The organism is Synechococcus sp. CS-197 (assembly GCF_025128215.1).
GTDB lineage: Bacteria > Cyanobacteriota > Cyanobacteriia > PCC-6307 > Cyanobiaceae > Synechococcus_C.
The window spans coordinates 60,775-86,797 of the sequence record NZ_JAHLZC010000008.1; the positions used below are offsets into that span (position 1 = coordinate 60,775).

29 protein-coding genes are annotated in these 26,023 nt (G+C 62.4%); 15 read left to right on the forward strand and 14 right to left on the reverse strand.

Annotated elements, in window-relative coordinates; all coding sequences use genetic code 11:
* Positions 1-101: 101 nt before the first annotated feature.
* Both KQ296_RS02080 and bchM read left to right on the forward strand, forming a co-directional pair.
* Positions 102-1,256, forward strand: coding sequence for an N-acetylglucosamine-6-phosphate deacetylase (locus KQ296_RS02080; protein WP_011934192.1), 1,155 nt, complete (start codon positions 102-104; stop codon positions 1,254-1,256).
* Positions 1,257-1,282: 26 nt separating this feature from the next.
* Positions 1,283-1,999 (forward strand): magnesium protoporphyrin IX methyltransferase, encoded by a 717-nt coding sequence (gene bchM, locus KQ296_RS02085; protein ID WP_011934193.1) that lies wholly within the window; start codon positions 1,283-1,285, stop codon positions 1,997-1,999.
* Here bchM and KQ296_RS02090 read toward each other — a convergent pair whose 3' ends face one another.
* The 4 genes from KQ296_RS02090 to KQ296_RS02105 are packed head-to-tail and all read right to left on the reverse strand — an operon-like array spanning position 2,000 to position 4,817.
* On the reverse strand, positions 2,000-2,572 hold the full coding sequence (locus tag KQ296_RS02090) for a hypothetical protein (protein ID WP_011934194.1): 573 nt from the start codon (positions 2,570-2,572) through the stop codon (positions 2,000-2,002).
* A 41-nt stretch (positions 2,573-2,613) separates the two neighbouring features.
* Positions 2,614-3,558 carry a pseudouridine synthase gene (locus KQ296_RS02095; protein WP_011934195.1) on the reverse strand — a complete coding sequence of 315 codons (945 nt, stop codon included), beginning with the start codon at positions 3,556-3,558 and terminating at the stop codon, positions 2,614-2,616.
* On the reverse strand, positions 3,555-4,268 hold the full coding sequence (locus KQ296_RS02100) for a response regulator transcription factor (RefSeq protein ID WP_011934196.1): 714 nt from the start codon (positions 4,266-4,268) through the stop codon (positions 3,555-3,557). Before KQ296_RS02100 ends, KQ296_RS02095 begins: the two co-directional genes overlap by 4 nt.
* A gap of 33 nt (positions 4,269-4,301) precedes the next feature.
* A complete protein-coding gene (locus KQ296_RS02105) occupies positions 4,302-4,817 on the reverse strand; it encodes a hypothetical protein (protein ID WP_011934197.1) in 516 nt (171 codons plus the stop codon).
* Between the two features lie 23 nt (positions 4,818-4,840).
* Here KQ296_RS02105 and KQ296_RS02110 point away from each other — a divergent pair, with 23 nt between their 5' ends.
* Positions 4,841-6,019 carry a cysteine desulfurase family protein gene (locus tag KQ296_RS02110; RefSeq protein ID WP_011934198.1) on the forward strand — a complete coding sequence of 393 codons (1,179 nt, stop codon included), beginning with the start codon at positions 4,841-4,843 and terminating at the stop codon, positions 6,017-6,019.
* An 87-nt stretch (positions 6,020-6,106) separates the two neighbouring features.
* Positions 6,107-6,877 (forward strand): hypothetical protein, encoded by a 771-nt coding sequence (locus KQ296_RS02115; RefSeq protein WP_011934199.1) that lies wholly within the window; start codon positions 6,107-6,109, stop codon positions 6,875-6,877.
* On the opposite strand, the gene KQ296_RS02120 is transcribed toward KQ296_RS02115, so the two are convergent.
* On the reverse strand, positions 6,864-7,037 hold the full coding sequence (locus KQ296_RS02120; protein WP_259726318.1) for a hypothetical protein: 174 nt from the start codon (positions 7,035-7,037) through the stop codon (positions 6,864-6,866). The genes KQ296_RS02115 and KQ296_RS02120 overlap by 14 nt on opposite strands.
* A gap of 96 nt (positions 7,038-7,133) precedes the next feature.
* On the reverse strand, positions 7,134-8,051 hold the full coding sequence (gene rsmH, locus KQ296_RS02125; protein WP_011934200.1) for a 16S rRNA (cytosine(1402)-N(4))-methyltransferase RsmH: 918 nt from the start codon (positions 8,049-8,051) through the stop codon (positions 7,134-7,136).
* A gap of 44 nt (positions 8,052-8,095) precedes the next feature.
* On the opposite strand from rsmH, the gene KQ296_RS02130 reads away from it, so the two are divergent.
* Both KQ296_RS02130 and KQ296_RS02135 read left to right on the forward strand, forming a co-directional pair.
* Complete coding sequence (locus KQ296_RS02130; protein ID WP_011934201.1) at positions 8,096-9,280, forward strand: NAD(P)H-quinone oxidoreductase subunit H; 1,185 nt, start codon at positions 8,096-8,098, stop codon at positions 9,278-9,280.
* Positions 9,270-9,731, forward strand: coding sequence for a thioesterase family protein (locus KQ296_RS02135; RefSeq protein WP_011934202.1), 462 nt, complete (start codon positions 9,270-9,272; stop codon positions 9,729-9,731). Before KQ296_RS02130 ends, KQ296_RS02135 begins: the two co-directional genes overlap by 11 nt.
* Before the next feature lie 23 nt (positions 9,732-9,754).
* On the opposite strand, the gene KQ296_RS02140 is transcribed toward KQ296_RS02135, so the two are convergent.
* Genes KQ296_RS02140 through menA form a run of 3 tightly spaced genes read right to left on the reverse strand, consistent with a single transcriptional unit; the run spans position 9,755 to position 12,985 of the window.
* Positions 9,755-10,993 (reverse strand): AMP-binding protein, encoded by a 1,239-nt coding sequence (locus KQ296_RS02140; RefSeq protein WP_011934203.1) that lies wholly within the window; start codon positions 10,991-10,993, stop codon positions 9,755-9,757.
* Positions 10,990-12,000: an o-succinylbenzoate synthase gene (menC, locus tag KQ296_RS02145; protein ID WP_011934204.1), complete on the reverse strand. Its 1,011-nt coding sequence runs from the start codon at positions 11,998-12,000 to the stop codon at positions 10,990-10,992. Before menC ends, KQ296_RS02140 begins: the two co-directional genes overlap by 4 nt.
* 4 nt (positions 12,001-12,004) lie before the next feature.
* Positions 12,005-12,985, reverse strand: coding sequence for a 2-carboxy-1,4-naphthoquinone phytyltransferase (gene menA / locus KQ296_RS02150; RefSeq protein ID WP_011934205.1), 981 nt, complete (start codon positions 12,983-12,985; stop codon positions 12,005-12,007).
* 70 nt (positions 12,986-13,055) lie between these two features.
* On the opposite strand from menA, the gene KQ296_RS02155 reads away from it, so the two are divergent.
* Positions 13,056-14,495 carry an isochorismate synthase MenF gene (locus KQ296_RS02155; protein ID WP_011934206.1) on the forward strand — a complete coding sequence of 480 codons (1,440 nt, stop codon included), beginning with the start codon at positions 13,056-13,058 and terminating at the stop codon, positions 14,493-14,495.
* Here KQ296_RS02155 and KQ296_RS02160 read toward each other — a convergent pair.
* The 3 genes from KQ296_RS02160 to grxC are packed head-to-tail and all read right to left on the reverse strand — an operon-like array spanning position 14,448 to position 17,706.
* Entirely contained in the window at positions 14,448-16,469 is a 2,022-nt protein-coding gene (locus tag KQ296_RS02160; RefSeq protein WP_011934207.1) for a S9 family peptidase, read from the reverse strand. The two genes, KQ296_RS02155 and KQ296_RS02160, sit on opposite strands and share 48 nt — an antisense overlap.
* 35 nt (positions 16,470-16,504) lie before the next feature.
* Positions 16,505-17,428: a glutathione synthase gene (gshB, locus tag KQ296_RS02165; protein WP_011934208.1), complete on the reverse strand. Its 924-nt coding sequence runs from the start codon at positions 17,426-17,428 to the stop codon at positions 16,505-16,507.
* Positions 17,429-17,451: 23 nt separating this feature from the next.
* Positions 17,452-17,706, reverse strand: a complete 255-nt coding sequence (gene grxC, locus KQ296_RS02170) for a glutaredoxin 3 (RefSeq protein WP_011934209.1) — start codon at positions 17,704-17,706, stop codon at positions 17,452-17,454.
* 52 nt (positions 17,707-17,758) lie between these two features.
* Here grxC and KQ296_RS02175 point away from each other — a divergent pair, with 52 nt between their 5' ends.
* From KQ296_RS02175 to KQ296_RS02210, 8 genes are all read left to right on the forward strand, one after another.
* Positions 17,759-18,553 (forward strand): hypothetical protein, encoded by a 795-nt coding sequence (locus KQ296_RS02175; RefSeq protein WP_011934210.1) that lies wholly within the window; start codon positions 17,759-17,761, stop codon positions 18,551-18,553.
* Entirely contained in the window at positions 18,550-19,581 is a 1,032-nt protein-coding gene (locus KQ296_RS02180; protein ID WP_011934211.1) for an aromatic acid exporter family protein, read from the forward strand. The genes KQ296_RS02175 and KQ296_RS02180 overlap by 4 nt, the downstream gene beginning before the upstream one ends.
* Before the next feature lie 33 nt (positions 19,582-19,614).
* Positions 19,615-20,743, forward strand: a protein-coding gene (gene prfB / locus KQ296_RS02185) for a peptide chain release factor 2 (protein WP_259726319.1) whose coding sequence is annotated in 2 segments (ribosomal slippage) — positions 19,615-19,689 and positions 19,691-20,743 — 1,128 coding nt in all. Because the reading frame shifts where the segments join, the coding sequence is not laid out codon by codon here.
* A 2-nt stretch (positions 20,744-20,745) separates the two neighbouring features.
* The gene (locus tag KQ296_RS02190; protein WP_011934213.1) at positions 20,746-20,919 is read left to right on the forward strand and encodes a DUF3285 domain-containing protein; all 174 of its coding nucleotides are present in this window, start codon (positions 20,746-20,748) and stop codon (positions 20,917-20,919) included.
* Positions 20,916-21,518 carry an rRNA maturation RNase YbeY gene (gene ybeY, locus KQ296_RS02195; RefSeq protein WP_011934214.1) on the forward strand — a complete coding sequence of 201 codons (603 nt, stop codon included), beginning with the start codon at positions 20,916-20,918 and terminating at the stop codon, positions 21,516-21,518. The genes KQ296_RS02190 and ybeY overlap by 4 nt, the downstream gene beginning before the upstream one ends.
* The gene (locus KQ296_RS02200) at positions 21,496-21,969 is read left to right on the forward strand and encodes a diacylglycerol kinase family protein (protein WP_011934215.1); all 474 of its coding nucleotides are present in this window, start codon (positions 21,496-21,498) and stop codon (positions 21,967-21,969) included. The genes ybeY and KQ296_RS02200 overlap by 23 nt, the downstream gene beginning before the upstream one ends.
* A 3-nt stretch (positions 21,970-21,972) precedes the next feature.
* Positions 21,973-22,581, forward strand: a complete 609-nt coding sequence (locus KQ296_RS02205) for an aminodeoxychorismate/anthranilate synthase component II (RefSeq protein ID WP_011934216.1) — start codon at positions 21,973-21,975, stop codon at positions 22,579-22,581.
* Between the two features lie 26 nt (positions 22,582-22,607).
* Positions 22,608-23,351, forward strand: a complete 744-nt coding sequence (locus KQ296_RS02210) for an MBL fold metallo-hydrolase (protein ID WP_011934217.1) — start codon at positions 22,608-22,610, stop codon at positions 23,349-23,351.
* A 13-nt stretch (positions 23,352-23,364) separates the two neighbouring features.
* Here KQ296_RS02210 and KQ296_RS02215 read toward each other — a convergent pair whose 3' ends face one another.
* A complete protein-coding gene (locus tag KQ296_RS02215) occupies positions 23,365-24,477 on the reverse strand; it encodes a histidinol-phosphate transaminase (protein ID WP_011934218.1) in 1,113 nt (370 codons plus the stop codon).
* Between the two features lie 15 nt (positions 24,478-24,492).
* Entirely contained in the window at positions 24,493-25,965 is a 1,473-nt protein-coding gene (locus KQ296_RS02220) for a peptide ligase PGM1-related protein (protein WP_041428694.1), read from the reverse strand.
* Positions 25,966-26,023 lie beyond the last annotated feature (58 nt).

The window sequence follows — 26,023 nt, forward strand, 5'->3', positions numbered from 1 at the left end:
GCGGTGTGATCGATGACTGGACTGGATCGGAAGGCGTCATGGCAACAGGCAAAACGCGCAGAGAGGGCGAGACTTCCATCGTCCCGCACAAGACCGCCCGCATGCGCCGGATCACCCACGTGCGACTGCCTCAATGCGCTGGAACAACACCAAGCCAGGGTCTGCACTGGCTGATCTTGAGTGATCAAGGTGTGATCACCGAGATCGGCCCCATGCCTGCGATGGCTGCGATGGCAGGAGAAAGCTGGAACGGAGACTGGCTCAGTCCACGGGGAATTGACCTGCAGATCAACGGGGGGCTCGGTCTCGCCTTCCCTGAACTCTGCGACGACGATCTCCCTCGACTGCTGCAGCTTCTCGAGCAGTTGTGGCGTGATGGTGTTGAGGCCATCGCCCCGACCCTGGTCACCTGTGGCGTCGCTCCCCTGCGCCGCGCACTCTCCGTGCTGCGCCAGGCCAGAAGCATGCACCACGAGGACCGCTGCCGCTTACTGGGGGCGCACCTGGAAGGTCCGTTTTTGGCGACAGAACGCCGAGGCGCTCACCCGATCGCGCACATTGCGCCACCGAGCCTTGCTGAACTGAACCAGCGGATCGCAGGATTTGAAACAGAGATCGGCCTGGTCACGCTCGCCCCGGAACAACCTGGCGCAGAGCACCTGATCACCCATCTGAACGCCCTCGGAATCACCGTGGCCCTGGGCCACAGCACAGCCACCGCTGAGCAAGCCGCGACAGCCTTTGATCAAGGGGTGAGCATGCTCACCCACGCGTTTAACGCCATGCCGGGCCTCCATCACCGCGCTCCTGGCCCCGTGGGGGAGGCCTGCCGTCGCGGCGGCATCGCTCTTGGACTGATTGCCGATGGCGTTCACGTGCACCCCACCATGGCGGTGTTGCTGCAACGCATGGCCGGCGATCAGACCGTGCTGGTGAGTGATGCGCTGGCACCGTATGGGTTGGCCGATGGTGAACACCGTTGGGACGAACGCGTCCTGCACGTGCAAGACGGAACCTGCCGGCTGGAGGACGGAACCCTCGCGGGCGTGACCCTGCCCCTGCTCGAAGGTTGTTGCCGGCTCGCCCGCTGGAGCGGCGATGCGGATGGGGCGATCTGGGCCGCAACAATGGCACCGAGACGGGTGATCGGCATGGATCACAGCGTTGAAGGACTGGTGGGGCAACCCATCGACCATCTGTTGCGCTGGAACCTCAGCGAGGAGGGTGCATCCCTGGCCTGGCGTGAGGCTGTTTAAGATCCCGCCGACGCACCACCAAGCCGATGACCCCTGAACAGCAGCTGAAGGACAAGCTGGCCGAGAAGCAGGAGGTGAAGGGGTATTTCGAAACCACAGGCTTCGATCGCTGGAATCGCATCTACAGCGAATCCGACGATGTGAACAAGGTGCAGCGCAACATCCGCATCGGCCATCAGAAAACCGTGGATGAAGTGCTGGCCTGGATCAAGGACAGCGGCGAACTCAGCGAGGTGAGTTTCTGTGACGCCGGTTGCGGTGTTGGCAGTCTCAGCCTGCCTCTGGCAGCGATGGGTGCGGGCTCGATCAGTGCCAGCGACATCTCCGAAGCGATGGCCAAGGAAGCGGAACGCCGTGCAGGGGAGGCCGGCCTCGACATGAGCAAGCTCAACTTCTTCGCCAGTGACCTGGAGAGCCTGAGCGGCTCCTTCCACACGGTGTGCTGCCTGGATGTCTTCATCCATTACCCCCAGGCAGCCGCTGAAGAGATGGTGAAACACCTCTGCAGCCTCAGCGAGCAACGGCTGATCGTGAGCTTCGCTCCCTACACCCCACTGCTGGCGATCCTGAAGAGCATCGGCCAGTTGTTTCCAGGCCCCAGCAAAACCACCCGCGCTTACACCTTGAAGGAGGAAGGCATCGTTAAGGCTGCAATGGCCTGCGGCTTTGAACCCGTTCGACGGAGTCTGAACAAGGCCCCGTTTTATTTCTCAAGGCTGATCGAATTTCGCAAGAAAGACTGATCAGGAGCCAAAGCGATTAAAGAGCTTGAACTCCGCGACAGGGGGGGTACCGGGGACGAACATTGCCGTTCCGACGTAACCGTTGTAGACACCACCCTCCCCCACAACAGTTGCTTGATGCTTCATCGGAAAAATATCACTGATCACAAGTTTCATAGCCCCTGATCGATTCATCGACTGCATTTGCTTCTCATTTGCTCGGAGATGCCCCAAGGATCGAACTTGAAGATTGCCATTTTCGAAAATGAAAGTGCCTTGAGCTTTGGTCAAAAACGTCTCTTCTCCATCGACCTTGCGCTGCTCAACAATCTGCTCAAGGCCATAGAAAGACCCGTCAACCTTTTCACAACCTTGATCACCAGGTGAAGAAGCAACCACGAGCTTGTAAGACACAGTATCTCCCACACTGAGCTTGCGATCGTCATTTGCATCAATGAAGGTTCCCTTTTCAACACCACAAAAGGCCACCCTCAAAGTCCTGGTTTCAGGCTTCGAGACCCTCTTTTCACCCGTGGCACACCCTGCCACCAGCAGGAGTGAACTCAAAGCAACAACAGTCAGCGAACGTTGCACAACCAACAACCTAAAAGCAATTCAATCTTGGCAAGCAGCGGTTAACCCGGGGTAAACCGAGACCCGGCCTCACAGCTGAGATGCAGGCCGTTCTCAAACACCAGCGTGTGGGCATGCAACCGATAGCCGCCATCCCCAGGCACTGCAGCAGTGTTGATGCGCTGCTGCGGCAGGTACAGCGGATCGCCGAGCAAGGGTGACCCCAATTGCGCCAGGTGGATGCGGATCTGATGCGGGCGACCGGTGCTGATGGCCACCTCCACAAGATCGCCTTGGCTGCAGCGCCTGAGAAGGCGAAGCTCACTGCGGGCCTGCAAACGCCTGCGCAGAGGCTCTCCATCAGAAGGATCAGGCCCCCAGACCCATCCGAGAAGGGGATGGGAACGCTCGACCACATCGGTGGTCACCACCAACGGCTGATCCGCTCGCAATCCCGCCATAGGCTGCGCCCAGGCCAGATAGGTCTTCCGGCAACCGCCCTCTGGCCGGAACTGCCGTGAAAGCCTGGCCCGTGTTTGCGGTCGGCGCGCACACACCTGAAGCCCTGACGTAAAGCGCCCCAAACGATGCACCGGCTTGGGAGCCTGGCTGGAGCCAGCCAAGCGACTGGTCTCCATCAACAAGGCCGAGAGGGTGTGCTGGAGAAATCCGCCGCCCGGCATCACCGGTAGACCCGACGGCTTGTTGATCACCAACACATCACCATCGTCGTAAACGACGGACCACCGATCCGGAATCGCAGGCTCAAGCCATGGAGGTCGCCGCCATTGCACGACATCCTTTGAGCCCACAGGCACATCGTTCTGAAGACACGTTCCATTCAGAAGCAATTCGCCGGTACGGATGCGGCTCTGCCAAACATCCCTCGACGAATGGCCGTACCGGCTGGCCATCACGGCAGTCAACATCTGGCCCGACTCGGACCTTTCGATTCGATCCGAATACGTCCAGCCCTGATTCAACGCAGCGGGCCGCCAGCCCTTCACTCCACCAAGCGATGCTGCAGGGCGTAGCGCACCAGCTCGGTGCGACTGGAGGTTCCGGTCTTGATGAAGAGGCGACTCACGTATTTCTCCACGTTGCGGATCGACGTTTCCAGCTGCCTTGCGATTTCCTTGTTCATCAACCCCTCGGCAACCAACTGGAGCACACTGCTTTCGCGGGGAGTGAAGGTGTGCTGAACGGGCTCCTGCGCGGGGAGAGCCTCTGCCTGGGCCAGCAATGAACGGATTTCAGTGATCTGCTTCGCGATCTGCCCCATGTCCGCGTCTGCAAAGCGAGCTGCTTCTTGAAGCAGGCGCTGCTGGCGCTGGGCCACGTTGCGAACCCGGGCGACCAATTCATCGGGGTCAAAGGGCTTGGGAATGTAATCATCAACACCCGCGAGATACCCCTGGGTGCGGTCAGCGGTCATTCCCTTGGCCGTCAGGAAAATCACCGGTGTGCCTCCCAGCCGTTCATCAGCCCGCAAGCGCGTAAGCAGCCCGTAACCATCCAGGCGCGGCATCATCACATCAGTGATCACCACATCCGGCAGCAACTGCTGGGCTTTGCCGAAACCCTCTTCACCGTCTACAGCCGTGGTCACCTCGAAACCTTCGTCCTCGAGGTAGGCCTGAACGGCGGAACGCAGCCCCGGTTCGTCGTCCACCAGCAACAGACGAACGGGTGGCTGCTCGGGCACTGAGGCAGTCATGGCCTGATCAAGTCTGGGCGGAATCTAGGTGGGTCAGCCCCCAGGCAACCGCAACACTTCCTGGGATTCGATTAGCAGGGTGGAATAACCGAGTTCTCTGGCTTTATCCGTCAACGAACCAGGATCCTGACCCGCCAGTTCGGGATGGCAGGCGGCCCACCACACCAGATGGTCTTCCCTCGCTGTGGCACGCACCGGGCCACCCGGGTTGAGTTTGCGGATGTAAATCGCTTCTTGATCGCGGGTGACCCGCACTGGCTCTTCGGCACTGCAATCCACCGACTCACTGGGGATCAAGAGATTGTCGGGATACTCCTGCCACAACTTGAATTTGCGCAGCGCCGGGTTGGCCGGATCGCGCTTGATCGCAAAAATGCCCAGGGTGTACTCACCGCCCACATTCCGCGTTTCAAGAACAACCAGATCCGGGGGACGCATGGATTTCATCTGCTCGAGGATCTGTTCGCGGCTGAACCCTTCGGCCATCACGGGTTGCACAGCAGACGCTGCCATCAGGCCCAGACTGGAGATCAAGCACAAGGCACGCATCGCATCGATCACAACGTCACACCATGCTGCCAACAACCAGCGCCGATCTGATCCCAGGCGACCTCATCCAGCTTGACCATCAAGCCACAACCCCGTGCCATCCCCTGGTTGTGAAGGCGATGGAGCCTTGGTGGGAGCAGGACTGGGGCAACGCCTCAAGCCGGCAACACCGACTGGGACTCACCGCAGCGGCAGCCGTGGCTTCAGCACGGAGCAGGCTGGCCTCCCACCTGGGGGTTGAAGCCAACGACCTGATCTTCACCAGCGGGGCCACGGAAGCCAACAACCTCGCCCTTCTGGGCCATGCCCGTGCCCGCGCCCAGGCTGAAGGGCGCTGCGGTCACGTGGTCACCCTGGCCACGGAACACCATGCGGTGCTGGATCCCATGCACCAGCTGCAGCGGGAAGGCTTCGCGCTAACCGTGCTGCACCCGAAGGACACAGGCCTGATCGATGCGAACGCCCTGAAGGGCGTGCTTCGGGACGACACACAGCTGGTGAGCGTGATGGTGGCCAACAACGAGATCGGCGTGGTTCAGCCAATGCGCGAACTGGCGGAGCTCTGCCAGAGCAGGGGCATCACCTTGCACACGGATGCCGCCCAGGCGTTCGGTCACCTCCGCCTGAATCGGGACGAGCTGGGCTGCGATCTCATCAGCCTCAGCGCCCACAAACTGAATGGCCCCAAAGGAATCGGCGCGCTGGTGAAACGCCGCAACGTTTCCATCCAGCCGCTGTTCTGGGGAGGAGGCCAGGAACAGGAGCTGCGGCCGGGGACCTTGCCCGTGCCCTTGATCGTTGGCTTCGCTGCGGCGGCAGACCTCGCACACGCCGACCTGGAGACCAGACAAGACCAGCTCGCCACTCTCAGGGACCAGCTTTGGCAGGGGCTGAAGTCCCGTCATCCCCAGTTGAGGATGAATGGTGCCCCTGAGCCGCGGCTGGCGCACAACCTGAATATCACCGTCCCGGATGTTTCGGGTGTGCGCCTGCATCGCTGCTTGAAGCGCTCACTGGCTTGCAGCAGCGGTTCCGCTTGCAGTCGGGGTCAGCCATCCCATGCTCTTCAGGCCATCGGCCTCAGCCGACGGGAAGCGGAAGCGTCCTTACGCCTAAGCCTGGGGCGAACCACAACCGTTGCCGACATCCATCGCGCTGTGGACGCGATCTCGGCATGCATCACCCAGCTTCAAGGAGAGTGAAAGACTGGGCGAAACATTTTCCGCCCTTCATAAACCTGGAAAAGTCCGTCAAAACGGTTACCTTTCGGACAATTAATTAGTCAGTCCATGACAGCAGCACCTGAAAACGGTCGCCTCCACGTTCTGAAGGCTGTTGAAGATGGCTGGAATGCATTTGCGAAGGCTCCGTGGACCTTCCTTCTTTATCAGGCTCTTGTAGTAGTGATCGCCTTATGCTTTGCATTTTTGGCAACCATTAACGGCCTACGCTTAGCGTCATTTGAAGGGCTTTCCGAGATTCACCCAGCAGGAGCAACCCTTGGCCTAATAATTGGCCTCATTGGTTATGTAATTACTATGCTGTGGGGAGCAATAGGGATTATACGCGGAGCTTGGATCAGCCTTGAAGGACAAAAACCAACCTTTCGAACTTTTACGCGCTGGGATGGCAACGCGACACGCCGCTTATTCATCAAAGGCATCTCATTAATAGCTGTAATTCTGATAATAGCCATTATCACTTTAGTCGCAGGCCTTGGACTAGCCCAGATTAACAGGGGGTTAGCAGTAGCCCCTGCAGCAGTTTTTGTTATTATTTATGTTTACTTAATTATAAATCAAAAATTTCTACCCTTTATTGCACTCTTTGAAAAGAAAACGCCCTTTGAGGCAATAGCTCGGGGTCGCAAAGTGATTGATCCTTCCTGGTGGATGGTTGCCTGGTTCTTCATTGTAGAAGCCGTCTTGTATGCAATCGCAGGACTCTTTCAATACGGCGGATTATTTGTCGTCTTTCCCGTATTGACTTGCATTTCGACTGCAGCTTACCGTCAATTGTTTGGCAAAGAAGATCAGACCGGTCTTCTCAGCGGAAATTAAGCGCAGCAATTTCGAGAAGAACCAGCAGCTCCTGGGCTACCAGGCTCACCAGCAAACCAGCCACCGAACTTTCGATCAATGGATGGTTCCAGGCTGCGAACGGTTCGATGGAAAACCCGCACCTGGGCATTACTGCTGCCGGCGTGATCAAACCAGCCACGGATAGGCGGTAACAGCTCCCAGGCTGCCGCTCTCCGCCCGCAGAACGTAGACGCCATCGAGCCAACATAAGCAGCAGGAAGGGATGGGCCTGTCATCAAGACTCTGAACGCTTCCTAGCGATGCGCAGCTTGGCGCTGCGGCTGCGTGGATTGCGCTCCTGCTCTTCAGCAGAAGCCACCAACGGGCGCCGGGTGATCCTGTCCAGCCGCTCATCCTGGAGAAATGCCGTTTTCACACGCCGGTCTTCCAGTGAGTGAAAACTGATGATCGCCAACAACCCCCCAGGCTGGAGCCAGCCGGGAGCAGAGCTCAGCAGCTGGTCCAGCACCCCCAGTTCGTCATTCACGGCGATGCGCAGAGCCTGAAAGGTGCGCGTCGCTGGATGGATCCGCCCGCGCCGGGCTTTGGGTGGATAGCAGCCGGCGACCGCGTATGCGAAGGAGGCGGTGCCTGCGTAGGGCCCCTGCGCGGCCAGATCCGCCTTGATCCGGCGAGCAATCCGGCGGGACAGGCGCTCCTCGCCATAGGCATAAATCAGATCAGCCAGATCGGACTCCTCCATCCGTTCGATCAACTCCCCTGCCGTCTCCCCATCGCTCTCCGGATTCATGCGCATGTCGAGGGGACCATCGAGGCGAAAGCTGAACCCCCGCGCTGCGACATCAAGCTGGGGACTGCTGACGCCGAGATCCGCCAGCACCAATGATGCCGACTGAGGAGGGCTGTAATCGGCGAAATTCGTGGCCACGATGCTGACCCGTTCCTTCCAGGGGCTCAGACGCGTCGCGGCCGCCGCTCTCGCTGTGGGGTCTTGGTCAAGCCCGATCAAGCGCAAGTCGGGATAACGGTCCAGCAACAGACTGCTGTGCCCGCCACCGCCGAGCGTGGCATCCACAACCAGGCCAGACTGCCAGTGAACACTGGGCTCCTCGTCCAGTGCGTTCAGCAGGACATCGGCCAGGACCGGCACATGCCGAAACGTCGAATCGGTCGCAGGGAGCTGATCGGGCATGGGTCCTTCCTAAGATCCCAGCACGAATGTTTTGTACCGGCCCCATGACGCAGCTGGAAACGCGCACGGAGCCGATGGTGGTCAACTTCGGCCCCCATCACCCCTCCATGCACGGGGTATTGCGGCTGGTGGTGACCCTCGACGGCGAGGACGTGGTGGATTGCGAACCGGTGATCGGTTACCTCCACCGCGGCATGGAGAAGATTGCCGAGAACCGCACGAACGTGATGTTCGTGCCCTACGTGAGCCGCATGGACTACGCGGCAGGCATGTTTTACGAGGCCGTTGTGGTCAACGCCCCGGAGAAACTGGCGGACATCCCCGTACCCAAGCGCGCCAGCTACATCCGGGTGCTGATGCTCGAACTGAACCGGATCGCCAATCACCTGCTCTGGCTTGGTCCTTTCCTCGCTGATGTGGGCGCTCAGACCCCGTTCTTCTACATCTTCCGGGAAAGGGAGATGATCTACGACCTCTGGGAAGCCGCCACCGGCCAGCGGCTGATCAACAACAACTATTTCCGCATCGGCGGAGTCGCCGCCGATCTTCCCTGGGGCTGGCTGGAGAAATGCCGTGATTTCTGCGACTGGTTCGGCCCCAAGATCGATGAATACGAAAAGCTGATCACCAACAACCCGATCTTCCGCCGTCGCATCGAAGGCCTGGGCGTGATCGGGAAAGAGGAAGCCATCAACTGGAGCTTGTCTGGGCCGATGCTGCGTGCCTCAGGTGTGCCCTGGGATCTGCGCAAGGTGGATCACTACGAGTGCTACGACGACTTCGATTGGGATGTGGCCTGGGAGAAGGAAGGCGACTGCTTCGCGCGTTATCGGGTGCGCATTGAGGAGATGCGCCAGTCCCTGAAGATCCTGCGTCAAGCCTGCGACATGATCCCCGGTGGACCCACGGAAAACGTGGAAGCCCGGCGCATGGCCGAGGGCAAAGACAGCGAATTCGCAGGCTTCGATTACCAATACGTGGCCAAGAAAGTCGCCCCCACCTTCAAGATTCCGAACGGTGAGCTCTACACCCGCCTGGAATCAGGCAAAGGGGAGATCGGAATTTTCATTCAGGGAAACAACGACGTCACTCCCTGGCGTTTCAAAATCCGGGCCGCTGACAGCAACAATCTTCAGATCCTTCCCCACATCCTCAAGGGACACAAGGTGGCCGACATCATGGCGATCCTGGGATCGATCGACGTGATCATGGGATCCGTTGATCGCTGATTCCTCCAGCTGGCTCAAATTGACAAAAAAGGTGCGCTTTGGCGACACCGATGCTGCTGGTGTGATGCATTTCCATCAGCTGTTGCGCTGGTGCCATGAGGCCTGGGAGGAGAGCCTTGAGCGTTATGGCCTAGAAGCCCAAGCTGTCTTTCCAGGCTGCCGCGGCCAGGAGCAATGGCCGGCGATTGCCTTACCGGTGGTGCACTGCCGTGCCGACTTTCTTAGGCCGGTGCATGGCGGCGATCAACTGAGCCTGCATCTCACCCCACAACGCCTGGATCCCAGCAGCTTTGAGGTGCACCACCGCTTTCTGCTGGAGCAACAGGATGTCGCCCATGGCTGGATCCGGCACGTGGCCATCAGCACGGAAACACGACGACGCTCTGCCTTGCCGGATGCCATCGAACGTTGGCTGGAAGCCTCTCTGATCGGCCGGATCAGCGAGCTCTGAGGGCTCTTCAGAACAACAGCTTGCTAGTGCTGCAACGCCAGCCATTGGCGCCAACGCTGACGCTCCCACTTGCCGGCCGCAGTGGGCTCCAGATCCGGACAATGCAGCCAACGCCTCGGACGTTCCGCGGCAGGCCAGTCGCACACCAAAGCGATCAGAGACTCCAGCGGAGGCTCGCACCCGCCGCTGATCGACCAACGAAACAGGGCAACCAGCTGCTCGCCCCACTCCAGCTGCGGTTCCCCGAGCATCAAAACAGCATCGAGCGGCAGGCCTCCATGCCGAGCCGCAGCCATCAACCGCTCCTCAAGCTGGGATGGATACACCGTGACCCCTCCAGAGAGGATCGCGCCATCCCGGCGCCCCAGAACATGCAGGTGTGGCTGAGCAGCAGTCTCTGAAAGCCGGGCCCGATCACCGCTCCACCACCAGCCCGCAGGATCGGAGAGCGGATGCACGCTGCCGGCAGAGTCCACCCTGGCCAGGGCCAAGCGATCACAACGCACAGCCAGGGCTCCATCTCCATTCACCTTGAGCTCAACGCCCTCAAGGGGCTGACCACAACCATCGCCGCCCTTGAGAAAATCCCGGGGCTGTTGGGCCGTGACCATCGCAGCGGTTTCGGTTGCGCCGTAACAGGGAGCCAGCTTCAAACCGATCGCGCGCGAAGCGGCAGCCAGATCCTCGGGCAAGCCTGCCCCGCCAACCCAAATCACATCCATGGCCTGCAGCCAACAACAACCGTCGGGGTGGGCCAGCAAACGGCGCAGCTGGGTGGGAACAAGCGACAGCAGCATCGGCCGCTGCCGCCAGCCAGGGTGCTGCACACTCCACTCCAGCAGTCGAGCCGGATGTTTCATCAGCTCGGAGGCCAGCCAGCGATGGGCAGCGTTCCACTGGCGTGCCCGCCACCAGGGCATGAAGCCACTCACATGATGAAACGGGAGCGGATTCCAGACCAAGGCCGTGGTGGGGTCGATGCTGATGCAGCGAAGCCACTGGGCAGTGGCCTGAGCCGAGCGCTCGAGATTGCCAACGGGATGCAGGCAGAGGGAGCGCCCGCCGGTGCTGCCTCCCGTGGACAACACCAGCCCAGGGCCTTCTGGCCACCCAACAGCCTTTGGATGCAGTAAAGCCGGATCCGCCGAGGACTCACGGCCGAGCAGCCGCACCCACTGTCCCTGACCGAGAACCTCCTGCAGGCGGGTGGCGGTGTCCTCCGGGTTCAGGGGATCGCACAGCACGGCGACAGCAGAGGTCATGGCATTGCCTCCGCCGCCTGGGCCCAGACCTGCTCAGGATCAGAGGCGAACAACGGTCCTGAAGGGGTCCACCCCGGTGCCAAGCCGGGGGCAACCGGTGTGGGGCCCTGCTGTTGCACCTGGGCCAGCAGAGCCAGCCAGCGCGCACCGATGCCGGTTTCAAACGCCGTACTCAGCATCAGCTTCGGACGTCCTCGCTGCAGATCCTGAAGCAAGGGTCTCGGATCACCCTCCAACAGCGGACGCCGAACCTGCCAACCCGGCCACTGCTCACGAAGCTCAGGGTTCTGGGCCAGAGATTCATCCAACGCCACGGGGACCCTCTCCCCTAACCGCAACAACCCCTCCAGATCATGGGCCGCCAGCGGTTGCTCCAGCCAGTCCAGACGCGGATCGCCCTCGACGGCATCGGCCCAGCGGTCGGCAGTGTCCCGGTCCCAGCCGCCATTGGCATCCAGACGCAGGCGAGCCTCGTTGGGGAGACGCTCAAGGAGCAGGCCCAAAAGCTGCCACTCCAAAGCCGGCTCAGCAGCAGCCACTTTCCACTTCAACGTGAGCGGCGCCACCCCGCACGAGTCGCCCGAAGCCTCTCCGCGCTGCGCGAGCAGGGCCTCAAGCGCTGCGGGCATGGCATGACCCGCCGGGAGCAGTTGGGCCGATTGCGGCGGAGGGCACCAACACGGACCATGGGCATCGCCCACCACACCGTCGAGCTCGGCCAGGGCAGCTCCGATCGCAAAGGCCAGGGCGGCGGGAAGGGTCGGCAGCAGCGCCTCCAACTCCCCGCGGGAGCGGCACAGCTGCAGGCTCCAAGCGCTGAGCACACGCTCACAGCAGCGTTGCTCGCCAGGCTCGAGCGGAGAGACCTCCCCCCATCCCGCCGAATCGGAACCAGGGGCGACGATCTTGAGTAACCAGCCTCGGCGCTTCTGCCAGCTCCCGCGGGAGGTCACCAGCGGCCGCGTGAGAGCGAAGGCATAGGGACGGAATACCAGCTGCAGGGTCATGCCCTCAGGTCAGCTGCTGAACCACGGCCTCGAACCGGGGTCCGATCGCCAGGCCGAGACTGAGCCCCAACCCATTGAGCGCCTGGAAGCGCAGGGCCAAGAATTTGCTGCCAGAGATCCTCTCGGGATGCCGGTGGTGGTCGCGCAGCAAACGGATGAGCGCTGACGCGGCAGGCAGCCCCAGGCCTCCGAGCAAAGCAGTGAGAGGCCAGTATCCATCCAGAATCGGCACCCATTCCAGAGCGAGGGTGCCCGCGATGAACCAGGGCACGAGCGCCGCAGCGCGGGCCGTTCCCATCCGCACCACGGGCGAGCGCTTGCCATGACGCGCATCCGTCTCCACCTGATGGAAGTGGGAGCAGAACAGCACCAGGGTGGTGGCAAGCGCAGGACCCGAACCGAGCGCCAGGGCTGAGGCCCAGGGAACGCCGACCGTCACGGCGTCAGCCCGCGCCGGCGTGAGCACCATCAGCGCTGCTGCCGTGGCCAGTGGACCAAAGGCCATCCAGCACAGGGGCTCGCCCAGGCCGAGATATCCCAAACGAAAGGGAGGCCCTTGATAGAGGTAACCCAGAAGGCAGCACAGCAACACCAGGGCCAGCACCCAGATGCTGCTGCGCAAGGCGATCGCCGCCATCAGCAGCAACCCGGCCACCAGGGCGCCATGCGCCAGCCGTCGGACAGGGCGTCGTTGTCCCAGCAGCGCCACCACGGAATGGGGTTTGCCCTCAACATCCACCCCGGTGTCCGCATCGAACAGATCGTTGCTGAGGTTTTCCCAGAGCAGCAACAACACGGCTGCCACAAGAAAACCGATGGCCTGTCCCCAACGCACCGGAAGACCGGCGCCGATCCTCCAGCCCAGGGCCAGCAGCATCGGCATCACGGCCACGGAGTACATCGGCCACTTGATGGCCGCCTTCCAAAGACGCTGCCGTTCAGCGTCCGGGGAGTGAAGGGTTGCAACAGCCTGGCGATCTGGCATGGACTGGACCCCTGGAGTCCTCATCAAGACTCATACATTTGAGCAGCACCCTTTCCACACTGCCGCCCGGATGTCGGCCGCGTCCTTCCCAAGCTCGATGGCGATGCGCTTCGGCGATCGGCTCCAGCAGGCCCTCCAGGCCTGGGAGCAGCGCCAGGGTGAGGACTGTGTGATGAGTCTGGCCGTCCCCATCGGCGGCCTCGACCCCCTGCGGCACCTGCCAGGTCTGGAGTCCTGCGACCCCTTCCGCTTTCTCTGGGACGGCGCACCGGGTCTGAGCCTGGCCGCATCCGGTCGCTGCCACCATCTGGATCTTGCCGGTCCGAAGCGATTCGAGCTGGCCCAGCGGTTCTGTGATGCCACCTTGGGCAGGGTCTTGGAAGGATCGCCGGATGCACCGGCCCAAGCCCGATCCCGCATCCTGCTGGCCTTCTCCTTTTTCGAACAGCCCAGCGAACAACAACCTCAGGGAGGCATTCCCTCCGTGCAGGCCGTGCTGCCCCGCTGGCAACTGAGTCGGCAGGGGCGCCAGGGCTGGCTGCGGATCCACGGGGTCGCCCACGAAGCCGAGGACGTTCGGCTGCTGACCGAAACGCTTTGGCTCAGGGCCGAGCAATTGCAGGCCCAGCCTCCGCAGCCAGAGCCATGGCCCGACACGGTGCACGGCAGTCTCCGCCCTGGCGACTGGGAATCGCGCTATGCGTCGGCCCTGGAACGCGGGTTGGAACTGGTGACCCACGGTGAACTGCACAAGCTCGTGCTGGCCGTGCAGCAGTCCATCCAGCTCAGCGCACCCCTCAATCCCCTGCCGCTGCTGGATCGCTTGCGTCACCAGCAAGCCGGCAGCTGCCGCTTTCTCTGGCAGCGGGACGCGCAAGACTCCTTCTTTGGAGCCTCTCCGGAGCGGTTGCTCAGCCTGCGTAACGGACAGTTGCGCAGCGATGCTCTAGCCGGCACCGCCGGTCGGCTCGAAACAGGGGAGTCGCTGCTGAATTCCGAAAAAGACCGCAGAGAGCATGAGCTGGTGGTGCAGGCGATCACCGATCACCTCAAGAGCCTCGGGCTGACCCCCCGCAGACCAAGGCGCCCCCAACTCGCCCGGCACGGACGCTTGACGCATCTCCACACACCGATCACAGCGGCTGGGGAAGGGCAGTTACCGCTAGCCCTGGCAGGCGCCCTGCACCCCACACCGGCGGTGGCCGGTCTGCCCAGACGTCAGGCCATGGGCTGGCTGCGCAGCCTTGAACCCTTCGAGCGCGGAGGGTATGCCGCTCCCATCGGCTGGATCGACAGTGCCGGTGATGCCGAACTGCGGGTTGCCATCCGCTGCGGCCATGCCCACGGCTCTCAACTCGACCTCACCGCTGGAGCCGGACTGGTGAGGGGTTCGGTGGCGGAGCGAGAGCTGCAGGAAGTTGCGCTCAAACTGACCGTGCTGGCCGATCAGTTGGACCTGCAGTCAGGATCCGGAGCGCGGGAGCGCCCGTTGCCGCCACTGCATGGATGACTGATCGAGCACCGTTCCGAACGGCTGCGCCCGTCCGCCGAGATGCTCGCTGAGGAAAGCTTCCACCAGAGCGGTTAGCGCCAGAGCATTGCGCGGATTCGACAGACCATGGCCTTCATCAGGGAACACCACGAAATCAACAGGCAACTGCCGAGCGACCATCGCCTCAGCGATGGTTTCGCTTTCGCTGAGCTTCACCCTGGGGTCGTTGGCGCCATGCACAAGCAGGAGTGGGCGCTGAATCCGATCCACATGACGAATCGGTGAAATGGCATCGAGATCAACGGATCCCACCCCGATCATCCGTTCGAAGATGACGCGGGCCGACTCCCAGTAGGGAGGGATCGATTCAAGAAGGGTGCGCACATTGGAAGGTCCCACCTCCGCAATCGCAGCCGCGAAGAGCTCGGGATCCCGCGTCAGTCCCGCCAATGACGCATAACCGCCATAGGAGGCACCCATGATGGCGATGCGATCAGGGTCGGCGATGCCTTCTGCAATGGCCCAGCGGACGGCATCAACCAGATCGTCTTGCATGCGGCCATACCACTCGCCCTCACCCGCGAGGAGATGGGCCTTGCCGAAACCGGTTGATCCTCTGTAGTTCACGCTGAGCACGTGGTAACCACGATTGGCCAGCAATTGATGGGTGGGATTCAGTCCCCAGTAATCCCTGGCCTGGGGACCTCCATGCACGAGCAACACCAGAGGGCGCGGGCCTTGATCGGGACCCAAGGCCGTGCGGGTGAGATAGCTGGGTAAACGCCGGCCGTCGCGAGCCTGGAGGTTCAGACTCTCCATCGGGCGAAGCGTGTAATCATCCAACCGCGGCTGCACGGAAAACAAGCGCCGACTCTGTTGGAGGTCGCGATCCCAGAGCAGGTATTGCGGACCCCGATCATCGGAGCCGACCACCACCAGCCAGCGGCGATCGTTCAGGTCCTGATCCACCACACCGAAGTCATTGGTCCCTGCCAGCCGCTTCAGCTGATCGATATCCGGCTGAATGGATGGATCCAGCACCACGAGACGGCGGCGCAGATCCACCTCATTCAGGGCAACGGGCCGACCGCTGTCTGGATCACTCAAGGCACCACCAAGGGCACCCGCTGAAGCGCGATACACCAGCTCTGGCGTGCAGGTGTCCCCACAGGTCTTGAGGTGATCCCGACTCCAGCGCACGAGACGGGGAATCTCCTCATTCGTGCTCAAGATCCCGTAGAGCCACTGACCGTTCCGGGTGAACGCACTCGGTCCCGACCCACTGATCGTGTCCTCGAAATTGAACTTGAGAAAGGGCCTCCAGTCGGCCTCACCCGGCGGCCGCAATTCCCAGGCACTGCCACCGTCTGGAAGCACCTGGGAGCGCAACACCGGCTGCCAGACGCCGTCGATCCAATCCACCGACACATTGCGTCCGTCGTCGGTGGAGCGATAGAGCAAACGGCGCTGGCCGTTGTTCACATCGATCACATAAAGATCGTGAAACCGGGGGTCGCGGTCATTGAGACCGACCACAAGCTCGGAGGGAGCGTCCTGATCACCAGCCACCAGGATTGCTTTTACGCCTTTGGCAGGCGTGAGGTCGGTGGCTTCGCCGGTTTTGGGATCGATACGAACCAGCACGGTGTTCTCATCGCCCTCAGCGTCGCGGGATGAGATCAGGTAGCGACCATCCGCCGTCCAACTGGCAGCGCGTTGTGGTCGATCCCGTTGCTGGGTGAGAACCCGGGCCGGAGCGTCGCCATCGAGATCTCGGACCCAGAGATTCAGCACACCACCGGAGGGCGCCAGGTAAGCGATGCGCTGGCCGTCAGGGCTGAGCGAGACGCCGGCGATCTCAGGATTCCCGAACAACACCTCCCGGGGAATGAGAGGCGGGGGAGATCCGGCCAACACCGGACGCAGTGGGGAGGAGAAGGTTCCGATCGCTCCCATCAAAAGAACGGTGCCGAACAGACATCGCTTGTTCACCAGAGTCCATCCACCGTTGCGTGGATTGTGGACGTTCAGCCGAGTTGCTGCAGCCGCTCGATCACCTGATCAGCGAGGGGCTGCTGCATCAGCCGTTCCACCTCCCGAATCCCGGTAGGGCTGGTGACATTGATTTCACTCAGCATCCCGCCGATCACATCGATGCCAACAAAGAACAACCCCTCAGCGCGCAAAGCAGGCGCCAGCGCACTGCAAATCTGCCGTTCCCGTTCGCTGAGTTCGGTGGCCTCCGCTTGCCCCCCCACAGCCAGGTTGCTGCGGAACTCCCCGGCAGCGGGACGACGATTGATCGCTCCCAACGGCTCACCATCCACCAGAAGAATGCGCTTGTCGCCTTCGGACACCGAGGCAAGAAAACGCTGAGCCATCACAGGAAGCCGTTCCTGCTCCGTGACCAGTTCCAGCAGGGCACCCAGCCCCGGCGCTTGCGCTGACACGCGAATGACCCCAAGACCAGCCCTGCCGCCCAGAGGCTTGAGCACGATGTCACCCTGATCCTCGGCAAAGGCCTGCAGTTCTCCAACCCGACCTGAGACCAGGGTGGGGGCCATCCAGCGGCTGAACCGCAAGGCACCGAGCTTTTCATTCCAGCTGCGCAGAGAGGATGGCCTGTTCAGCACGCACACCCCCGCCCGTTCAGCCACATCCAACAAGTGGGTGGCATAGAGGTAAGCCTCATCCACGGGCGGATCCTTCCGCATCCAGATCACCTTGAAGGTGTTGAGAGGCAACCGCTCGGGCTCGCCGGCCCTCACCCAGGGATCGGGCTGGACCGGGGCTGCCATCGCCAGAGGCTCATCACCGAGAGCAATGAGATCGGCAGGCGTGCAGGCCCAAACCTCCAGGGAGGCGCGAAACGCCGCCTGCATCAGCGCCGCTGTGGAATCCTTGGCGGGGTTGATCCGCTCCAGCGGATCGAGCACGAACAGATGGCGCATAACCAGATCGCTGAATCCTCGGCTCAGGAGAGCAGGGCATCGAGTTTCCCGGCCCGTTCAAGAGCATGGAGTTCATCGCAACCGCCGATGTGCTGATCCGCAATGAAGATCTGGGGCACACTGCGGCGACCATTACCCCGTGCTGCCATGGCATCGCGGGCCGGCTCATCACCATCCACGGAGTACTCGGTGTAGGTGACACCCTTGCGATCCAGCAGCTGCTTGGCGCGCACACAAAACGGACAGGTGCGCCAGGTGTAGATCTCGACGCTCGGCATGGAGCACTCATCATGGACCCGAATCTTATGCAGGGCTGACCGGTTCGGAGCGATGGCGATTCACCCACCATCCGCCCGGCAGATCCGCAACGCCCTGCAGGTGGGGTTCGCGGGCTTCCTGGCCACCGGTCTCTTCTTGCTTGCAGGGCCTGAAGCCACCCGAATCGATGCGTTCTATCTGGTGTACGGCGTGGCCCGCAGCCTGCTGCCCACCCCGGAGGCCTCGTTGAAGGCAGCACGGGCAAGGGTTGTGGGCACCCTGTTCGGCGGCCTCGTGGTGATGATGCTGATCCAAGCGTTGAGCAACTGGCTCGCCGTCGGCATCGGCTACGTGCTGGTGAAACTGCTGGGTCGGCGTCTTGGGCTTGATCAAGCCACCTTGATGAATGCGGTGCTCATGGCGGTGCTTCTGGTGGCGATTCCCGATTACCGGGACTTGGGCGGCCTCTATGTGCTGTACCGCACCGGGTGGCATCTGGTTGGGTTGATGCTCGGAATGGCGGTTGAACGGCTGTTCTGGTTTACACCCCTGTTGCAACGCCTTGAGCGCAGTGAATCCGCTCTGATCGCCCAGCTGCAGGATCTCCTGAATCAGGAGCCGGCAGAGCGGGCTCCTGAGTTGATCAGTGCCTATGCATCCCACTGCAGCCTGCGCAGCATCGTGCTGAAGAGTGATCAGGCCGCCATGCTCGGCACCCCCGAATCCCAGCAGCGGCAGGAATGGCTGGAACGGGCCGTGCGCCACGGCGTGGCCCGGCAGCGGGTCCCGCTGCAGCTGGCCTCGATTGATGCGGATGGCTGCCGAGACGCACTGCGCCAGCTCGCCTCGATTGGAGGGGTTGCATGACCACAACGCCGCAACTGGCGCTGGTGCTGCGCAACGGACTGTTGCTGATGCTGTCCCTGGCAGCTGTGGACAGGCTCGGCCTTCCCGAAGGCTTGTTTTTAGCCCTCGCCATCCTCGTGGTTCTCGAAGCGGATCTCGGCGGTGGAGTGATCGCTGGCCGAGAGCGGGTGATCGGATCGTTGATGGGCTTGTTGGCCGTGGTGATCACCGCAGGGATCACCCTGATCCTGCCCCTGCCGGCCAGGGTGTTCAGCGGCCTGCTCCTGGTGCGCCTGTTTGGCTTCGCGGCGGGCTTGAGCAGTGGATTCATCGTGGGCGGCCACGTGGTGGCCGGCAGCTTGCTCCACCATCCCGACAACTGGTGGTACTACGCCTTCTGGCGCACCGCCATGACCATCCTCGGCGTTCTGATCGGCGTCTACATCTCGCGGCATCTCTACAGCCAGCGGTCGGTGAGCCGTTGGCGAGAGCAATGCTGCAGCTGGACCGGGGATCTGGCCGATGCCCTTCGCCACCTCAACGACATCCCTGAGAGGGAGCGGTTGTTCCTGGACCTTCGCGAGCGCCGCAATGCGCTGCGCCGCAGTCTCCCCCAGCTGATCGCCGAACAATCCGTGACCCGCAGCAGGCAGGACAGCGTGCGCTGGGCCCAGGAGGTGCTGCAGCACTGCAGCACCGTGATGAGCTGTTGCAGAGACCTCAGCGCCCTGCTTCAGCACCAACCCGTGCTCACACCGGCCCTGCGTGAATCCGTGCAGGGATTGCAGCGCCTGGGCAGCGAGCGCCTGACAACCCTGGGACAGACCATCGCCATGCAGACCAGTGCACACCACGATGCCTGGTCTCGACTGCGCCTTGCCCTCAACGATGCCGTGGAGGACCTGTTGCAGACGCCGGCCGGCACAGAGTCTGGATCCGACAACTCGGAGCACCAGCAGCGACGGTTGCTGGCCAGCCGCCTGCTGCTGCTCAGCGATGCCCTGGAGCGGATGCCTTGTTCACCACCGAATCGAGGCGTCGCTCACTGAGATAGGGTCTGAAAATCTTGCCTTAGAGCAGCTTTGCTCGATCTCACCGACTTCAAACGCGACCTCTCCGAGCTCACTGACCGCCTGGGCCATGCCCAGGACTGTCTTTGACGTTCCTGCACTGAACGCTCGGCAGCAGGACCTCGAACAACTCGCGGCGCAGCCTGACTTCTGGGACGACCAGCAGAACGCGCAGAAGCAGATGCGGCGCCTTGATGAGGTGAAGGCGATGCTGCAACAGCTCGACACCTGGCAGGGGGCGGTCTCTGATGCTCAGGCCACGCTTGAGCTTTACGACCTAGAGCCCGACGACGACATGCTGGGCGAGGCCCAGAGTGGCCTGACCCAGTTGCGCCGCGACCTGGATCGCTGGGAACTGGAACGTCTGCTCAGCGGTGAGTACGACAAAGAGGGAGCCGTGCTCTCCATTAATGCCGGTGCTGGCGGAACCGACGCTCAAGACTGGGCCCAGATGCTCCTGCGCATGTACACGCGCTGGGCTGAAGACCGTGGCATGAAAGTGACGGTGGACGAACTCAGCGAAGGAGAAGAAGCGGGAATCAAGAGCGCCACGATCGAAATTGAGGGGCGTTACGCCTATGGCTATTTGCGCAACGAAAAGGGGACCCATCGCCTGGTGCGCATCTCTCCGTTCAACGCGAATGACAAGCGCCAGACCAGCTTTGCCGGTGTGGAGGTGATGCCCAAGCTTGAGGAGGATGTCGATATCGACATTCCCGACAAGGATCTGGAGGTCACAACCTCACGCTCTGGAGGTGCTGGCGGTCAGAACGTGAACAAGGTGGAAACCGCTGTGCGCATCCTGCATGTCCCCACGGGCCTGGCCGTGCGTTGCACCCAGGAGCGCTCCCAACTTCAAAACAAAGAAAAAGCCATGGCCCTTCTCAAGGCCAAGCTGCTGGTGATCGCCCAGGAGCAACGTGCTGCTGAGATCGCCGATATCCGCGGCGACATCGTGGAAGCCGCCTGGGGCAACCAGATCAGAAATTACGTGTTTCACCCTTACCAGATGGTGAAGGATCTGCGCACCCAGGAGGAAACCAACGATGTGCAGGGCGTGATGGATGGCGACCTGGACCCCTTCATCCAAGCGTTGCTGCGCCAGGGTGTGGACAGTCCCGGACAGGAGGAAGACAACTGACCATGCCCGAGCAGGAAGGATCCACCACCCCACCCCCGAGTTTCGTCAAACAGGCGATGCGCAACATGGTGCGCAAAGGAAGCAAAAGCCTCTTCCACTTCGGACTCACCGCTGCCGGCTTCATCGGATTCATCCTGGTGGTGGCCTGGCTGGGACGGCCAACCCTGCCGCAATGAGTGCACGTCAGTGCGATCCGGTCGTTCTCGACCTGGCCTTCACGGGGGCTGACGACGCGCAAGTGAACAGCCTTGGGAGATCGGCCTCAACGCAGCGGCTGCAGAACCCTGAGCTCTGGCAGAGCGACCTCTGTCGTTGGCTCGAGACGCTGCGCGAGAACCGCGTCGATCCAACAGTGCCTGAACTGACGGCCTGTGAGGAGATCAGCCTCGGCCTGCAATTCACCGGAGATCAAGAGATCGCCGAGCTCAACGGCCGCTGGCGAGGTCTGCCCCAACCCACGGATGTGTTGTCTTTTGCAGCACTTGAATCGGAGATGCCGCTCCAGCAGACGACAACCCTGGAACTCGGGGACATCGTGGTGTCCGTGCCCACGGCCGCGCGCCAAGCGCTGGAGCAGGGGCACAGCCTGGAACGAGAGCTGCAATGGCTGGTCAGTCACGGGCTGTTGCATCTCCTGGGCTGGGATCACCCCGATGAACCAACGCTGAACGCGATGATCGCCTGTCAGGAGCGCCTGCTTGCCATGGCCGGTAATGTTCAATCCCACGGTGAGATCAACTGTGAAAGAGCAGATGAAATCACTGCTGAACCCTGAAGACGGAGCACCGTTGTCCGAGGAGATCAGCCAACGCAGCACCCACCAGGCCCATCGCGCTGCCCAACGAGGCGCCTGGCGCATTGCTGGCGACCTGCCGGCCAGCTTCCGCTACGCCGCCCAGGGACTGGCCTACGGATTTGTCAGTCAGAGGAATTTCCGGATCCATGTGGGCATCGGTTCGGTGGTCTTTGGCCTCGCGCTCTGGCTTCAACTGCCGGCCATTCAGCTGGCCGTCCTCGTGCTCACCGTGGCCGCTGTCTTGGTACTTGAGCTGCTCAACACGGCGATCGAATCGGTGGTGGATCTGGCCATCGGTCGTCGCTTCCATCCTCTGGCGCGAATCGCCAAGGACTGCGCTGCTGCGGCGGTGTTGGTGGCGGCCATCAGCTCGCTGCTGATCGCCCTGTTGCTCTTGCTTCCTCCTCTGACCCTTCGCCTCAGTCTTTGAACGATGCTCCTCGTTATCGATAACTACGACAGCTTCACTTACAACCTGGTGCAGTATTTCGGTGAGTTGGCGGCCCAGCATCCTCTGGCCGCCGAACTGCGGGTGGAGCGCAACGACGCCCTCAGCGTTGCAGCGATCAGCGCGCTCAAGCCCGATGCCATCCTTCTGTCCCCTGGGCCCGGAGATCCCGATCAGGCTGGCGTTTGCCTGGATGTGCTCAGGCAGCTGTCTCCGCAGATCCCAACCCTGGGGGTGTGCCTGGGCCATCAGGCCCTGGCTCAGGCCTACGGCGGCCGCATCGTCCGTGCGCCTGAACTGATGCATGGCAAAACATCCCCGGTGCAGCACCGTGGGGAAGGGGTGTTCGCAGGCCTGCCGCAACCACTCACGGCCACGCGCTACCACAGCCTGATCGCGGAACGCAGCAGCCTGCCGGCCTGCCTTGAGATCACCGCCGAACTGGAGGACGGCACCGTGATGGGCCTGCGCCACCGCGACCACCACCATCTGCAAGGGGTTCAGTTCCACCCTGAAAGCGTGCTCACCGAAGCCGGCCACAACCTGTTGGCCAACTTCCTGCAGCAAGCGGAAAGTCGCGGGCAGCACTGCTAGCTTCCAAAGCCCTCCGGTACGCCCCCATGACCGATCTCCTGCACCAACGGAGTGCCGGCCGCATGGCCTCGGCACTGGCGGCGACGGCCCTGCTCAGCACACTCGCCATCCCTGCGGCCCGAGCCGCAGGGGTGACCATCACCAGCTACGGCCACAGTGCCCTGCTGATCAACGGAGGGGGCCGCTCAGTGCTGGTGAACCCGTTCAAGGCCGTTGGCTGTGCCAAAGGACTGCGCGAACCGCGCGTGAACGCCACCGTGACGCTCGCCAGCTCAGAGCTGCCCGATGAAGGGGCTCGGATCGGGGGAGGGACGTATCTGGTGAAGCCCGGCTCCTATCGGGTTGGGGGGCTCAACCTTGAAGGATTTTCAGCGCCCCATGACCGTGTCGGAGGCCGACGGTTCGGCAACGCCACCATCTGGCGCTGGCAGCAGGGTGGCCTGAGCTTCGCCCATCTCGGTGGTAGCGCCGCTCCCCTGAGCGGGGAAGACAAGGTGCTTCTCGGCCGCCCCGATGTGCTGATCATCGGCGTGGGCGGCGGCGGCAAGGTGTACGACGGCAAGGAAGCCGCCGAGGTGGTGAGGCAGCTGAACCCACGGCGCGTGATTCCTGTGCAATACGTCAGCGGCGATGCGCCCCAGGGTTGCGACCAAGGAGGCGTGCAGCCCTTCCTCGATGCCATGGGGGGAACAAAAGTGCGACGCGTTGGCACAACGCTGTCCCTTCCTGGGACCTTGGGCGACAACACCGTGATCGATGTGATGCGCTGAGGCTGAGCCTGGATCAGGCGCAGATGCTGCTGTAAGCCCGCCAGAACCGCTGCATCTGCTCGAGGGTACCGATGCTCACCCGCAAGGCACCCTCGAGCTGGGGCTTGCCGGTCATCGAGCGCACGAGGATTCCCTGAGAGCGCAGAGCCTGCTCCACCGCATCAGCAGGCCGCTCTGGCCAAACCAACAGATAATTGCCCCCGTCGCAGTGAAAAACAACACGCGAACGCGTCAATACAGACACGAGCCAGTCACGCGCGCGTAACACTTCCCGCACATAGTGGTCGGTGTAGGCCTGGTCCTCCAGGGCCGCAAACGCCGCCGCCACCGCCAGGCTGTTCACGTCATAGGGACCGGTGACGCGGCCAACTCTGTCCACCACGCCAGGGTGGCCAATGGCAAAGCCCAGTCGCAGCCCGGCCAGACCTGCTGTCTTGGCGAGAGACCGCAGCACCAGCACATTGGCCTGCGTCTGGAAATCGACGACGGGCAGCACGCTATCTCCGGTGAACGCTTCATAGAGCTCATCCACCACCACCAGCGTGTCCGGGGCAGACGCTGCGAGGGCCAGCACCTGATCCGCAGCCAGGCGGGCGCCGGTGGGATTGTTGGGGTTGCAGAGCATCAGAATCCGCGGCTTGCGCGCCAGGGCCGTGCGCAGCGCATCCAGAGGAACCACGAACCCCGGCATGCCATGGGGAATCGCCTCGAGCGCCATCCCCTGCATGGCGGCGCAAGGGGCGTAGTACCCGAAGGTGGGACTCGTGGTGAGCAGGGTGTCCCCGGGAGACCCATAGGCGTGAATCACGGCATGGATGGCCGCATCCACGCCGTTGAACACCCCCACCTGCTGCGGATCCAGGGGATGGGCAAGGCTCGCTTTCGACGCCTTCAGATTGGCGATCAACGCCTCGCGCAGTCCGTCGTATTCCGGATAAACGGCGATGAGTTCCTCAGGGAATGATCGGATCGCCTCCACCACCTTCGGGCTGGGGCCCAGCGTGTTCTCGTTGAAATCCAGGCGCAACAGACCGCGACGCCCTTCCAGGGGAGCGCTGTAGCCCTTGAGGCGTTCCACCTCGGGCCGGGAGTCAGGGGGCGGGAAGGGTGGAGTTGATCCGGTCATAGCCTCAGCAACGCGTCACATCTCCAGCAGCCGGGCCCGCGTGCGGGCATCCACCTCCCGGGCCTCCGCCAGGGTGGTGCCGATGCAGGTCATCCCCAGCTTGCCGTGTTCTGAAAGACAACCGAGAAGGTGAAACACGCTTCCGCTCTCCTTGAGGGCGTCGTAATGCAAACCGGCCTCAGCCACAGCATCGATCAGATCCATGGGCAGCAGACCCCGGAGTTGGGGGTGCATGAAGTTGTCTGTGGCCAGGTAATGCAGCTCACTGCCCTGGGGAGACAGGAAGGCACCGGTGGTGGCATCCATGTGGCCATTGCTGAGAAAGCGCAGCACCTGATGGGGATGGGTGGTGCCGCCTTTGCGCAGGTTGATCTCAATGGCCTGGAGATCCCAGCGATCGCCGAACCGTCGGGCCAGTCCATCCACCGAGAAATGATCCAACGCCCCCAGCGCAGCCAGAGCCTCGCCAACCGCCTGCCCCCAGCGCTGCAACTCGAGCCGGTAGGCCGGATCGGCCGGGAACTGACAACCGAGATACACCTGGCCGGACTCACCGCCGAGGTGCTGCTCATGGGTGGAGAGCACCTCCACGCGGCCGCCGGGATGGATCACCCCCTGCACGCTGGGGGAGGAGATCGCCTCACCACCCTCCAGCCATTCCTCCACCAGTGCCCCCTGATCCTGGAGCTGGCTGCGCCATCCAGCCGCAGGCATGGGCAGGGTCTCCAAAGCCAGCCTGAGGCGATCACGGCGTTCCTGGGGTGAACAGTCGTGAAGCTGCAGCGGCTCGAGCTCAAGCCGGGCATTCCCCTCACCACTGAAGCCCTGATTGAGCTTCACCACCGCCCGGCGCAACCCTGGCTTGCGCTCCAGCAGATCCAGGCAGGCGTCAAGCAGGCCGTCGAAGCTAAACACCAACTCCGATCCATCCGGATGGGGGAGCCCGCAGCGACGGAACAAGGCGCGACCACCGGCCTTGTGGCCCCAGCTGGACAGCTGCGGATCACACCCCATCAAGGGAAGCTGCAACGCCTCGGACAGGCGGCATTCGAGATCGCCGACGTTGTAACAACTCAGGTAACTGCGCCCTGGCCGCAGGCTGTCGCGGATGCGGCTGAGCAGCCGCGGTCGCTCCAGCAACTTGGCGGCCAGGGGGCGGGGGCTGGCGTCATCGGTGTCGAAGAGCTGCAGGCGCTGACGGGCATGGGAAATCGGCACCCCTTGCAGCAACTCCAGGACGGAATCCACCACCAGATCAGGCAGCAGCTTGCTGGTGACAAACACCATGCGCGCCCGCGGCTGGCGCAAGCGGATCAGCTCGAACAGCTGGCGTTCCTCGTAGTGATGCGCCCCCTCCACAAGCGCCATCTGCTCCCGGCTCACGTTGAGGGACGGCATCACCAACACATCCCAGGGGTCGCTCCCTGGTCCCACCTGAGCGATATCGGGTTGCAGCTGGCGCTGCAGATCCTGGAAGGACAACGTCAACCCCACACCTCCACAGACACCTGACCACTCTGATCCTTCAGGTTCCGCATTTCATGAT

Bases quoted from the DNA above. Each gene is read 5' to 3' on its own strand.
- KQ296_RS02080 (WP_011934192.1), top strand. From the start codon at position 102: ATGCGCCGGATCACCCACGTGCGACTGCCTCAATGCGCTGGAACAACA.
- bchM (WP_011934193.1), top strand. From the start codon at position 1,283: ATGACCCCTGAACAGCAGCTGAAGGACAAGCTGGCCGAGAAGCAGGAG.
- KQ296_RS02100 (WP_011934196.1), bottom strand. From the start codon at position 4,268: ATGACTGCCTCAGTGCCCGAGCAGCCACCCGTTCGTCTGTTGCTGGTG.
- KQ296_RS02105 (WP_011934197.1), bottom strand. From the start codon at position 4,817: ATGCGTGCCTTGTGCTTGATCTCCAGTCTGGGCCTGATGGCAGCGTCT.
- KQ296_RS02110 (WP_011934198.1), top strand. From the start codon at position 4,841: ATGCTGCCAACAACCAGCGCCGATCTGATCCCAGGCGACCTCATCCAG.
- KQ296_RS02115 (WP_011934199.1), top strand. From the start codon at position 6,107: ATGACAGCAGCACCTGAAAACGGTCGCCTCCACGTTCTGAAGGCTGTT.
- rsmH (WP_011934200.1), bottom strand. From the start codon at position 8,051: ATGCCCGATCAGCTCCCTGCGACCGATTCGACGTTTCGGCATGTGCCG.
- KQ296_RS02130 (WP_011934201.1), top strand. From the start codon at position 8,096: ATGACGCAGCTGGAAACGCGCACGGAGCCGATGGTGGTCAACTTCGGC.
- KQ296_RS02140 (WP_011934203.1), bottom strand. From the start codon at position 10,993: ATGACCTCTGCTGTCGCCGTGCTGTGCGATCCCCTGAACCCGGAGGAC.
- menC (WP_011934204.1), bottom strand. From the start codon at position 12,000: ATGACCCTGCAGCTGGTATTCCGTCCCTATGCCTTCGCTCTCACGCGG.
- menA (WP_011934205.1), bottom strand. From the start codon at position 12,985: ATGCCAGATCGCCAGGCTGTTGCAACCCTTCACTCCCCGGACGCTGAA.
- KQ296_RS02155 (WP_011934206.1), top strand. From the start codon at position 13,056: ATGTCGGCCGCGTCCTTCCCAAGCTCGATGGCGATGCGCTTCGGCGAT.
- gshB (WP_011934208.1), bottom strand. From the start codon at position 17,428: ATGCGCCATCTGTTCGTGCTCGATCCGCTGGAGCGGATCAACCCCGCC.
- grxC (WP_011934209.1), bottom strand. From the start codon at position 17,706: ATGCCGAGCGTCGAGATCTACACCTGGCGCACCTGTCCGTTTTGTGTG.
- KQ296_RS02175 (WP_011934210.1), top strand. From the start codon at position 17,759: ATGGCGATTCACCCACCATCCGCCCGGCAGATCCGCAACGCCCTGCAG.
- KQ296_RS02180 (WP_011934211.1), top strand. From the start codon at position 18,550: ATGACCACAACGCCGCAACTGGCGCTGGTGCTGCGCAACGGACTGTTG.
- KQ296_RS02190 (WP_011934213.1), top strand. From the start codon at position 20,746: ATGCCCGAGCAGGAAGGATCCACCACCCCACCCCCGAGTTTCGTCAAA.
- ybeY (WP_011934214.1), top strand. From the start codon at position 20,916: ATGAGTGCACGTCAGTGCGATCCGGTCGTTCTCGACCTGGCCTTCACG.
- KQ296_RS02200 (WP_011934215.1), top strand. From the start codon at position 21,496: ATGAAATCACTGCTGAACCCTGAAGACGGAGCACCGTTGTCCGAGGAG.
- KQ296_RS02205 (WP_011934216.1), top strand. From the start codon at position 21,973: ATGCTCCTCGTTATCGATAACTACGACAGCTTCACTTACAACCTGGTG.
- KQ296_RS02210 (WP_011934217.1), top strand. From the start codon at position 22,608: ATGACCGATCTCCTGCACCAACGGAGTGCCGGCCGCATGGCCTCGGCA.
- KQ296_RS02215 (WP_011934218.1), bottom strand. From the start codon at position 24,477: ATGACCGGATCAACTCCACCCTTCCCGCCCCCTGACTCCCGGCCCGAG.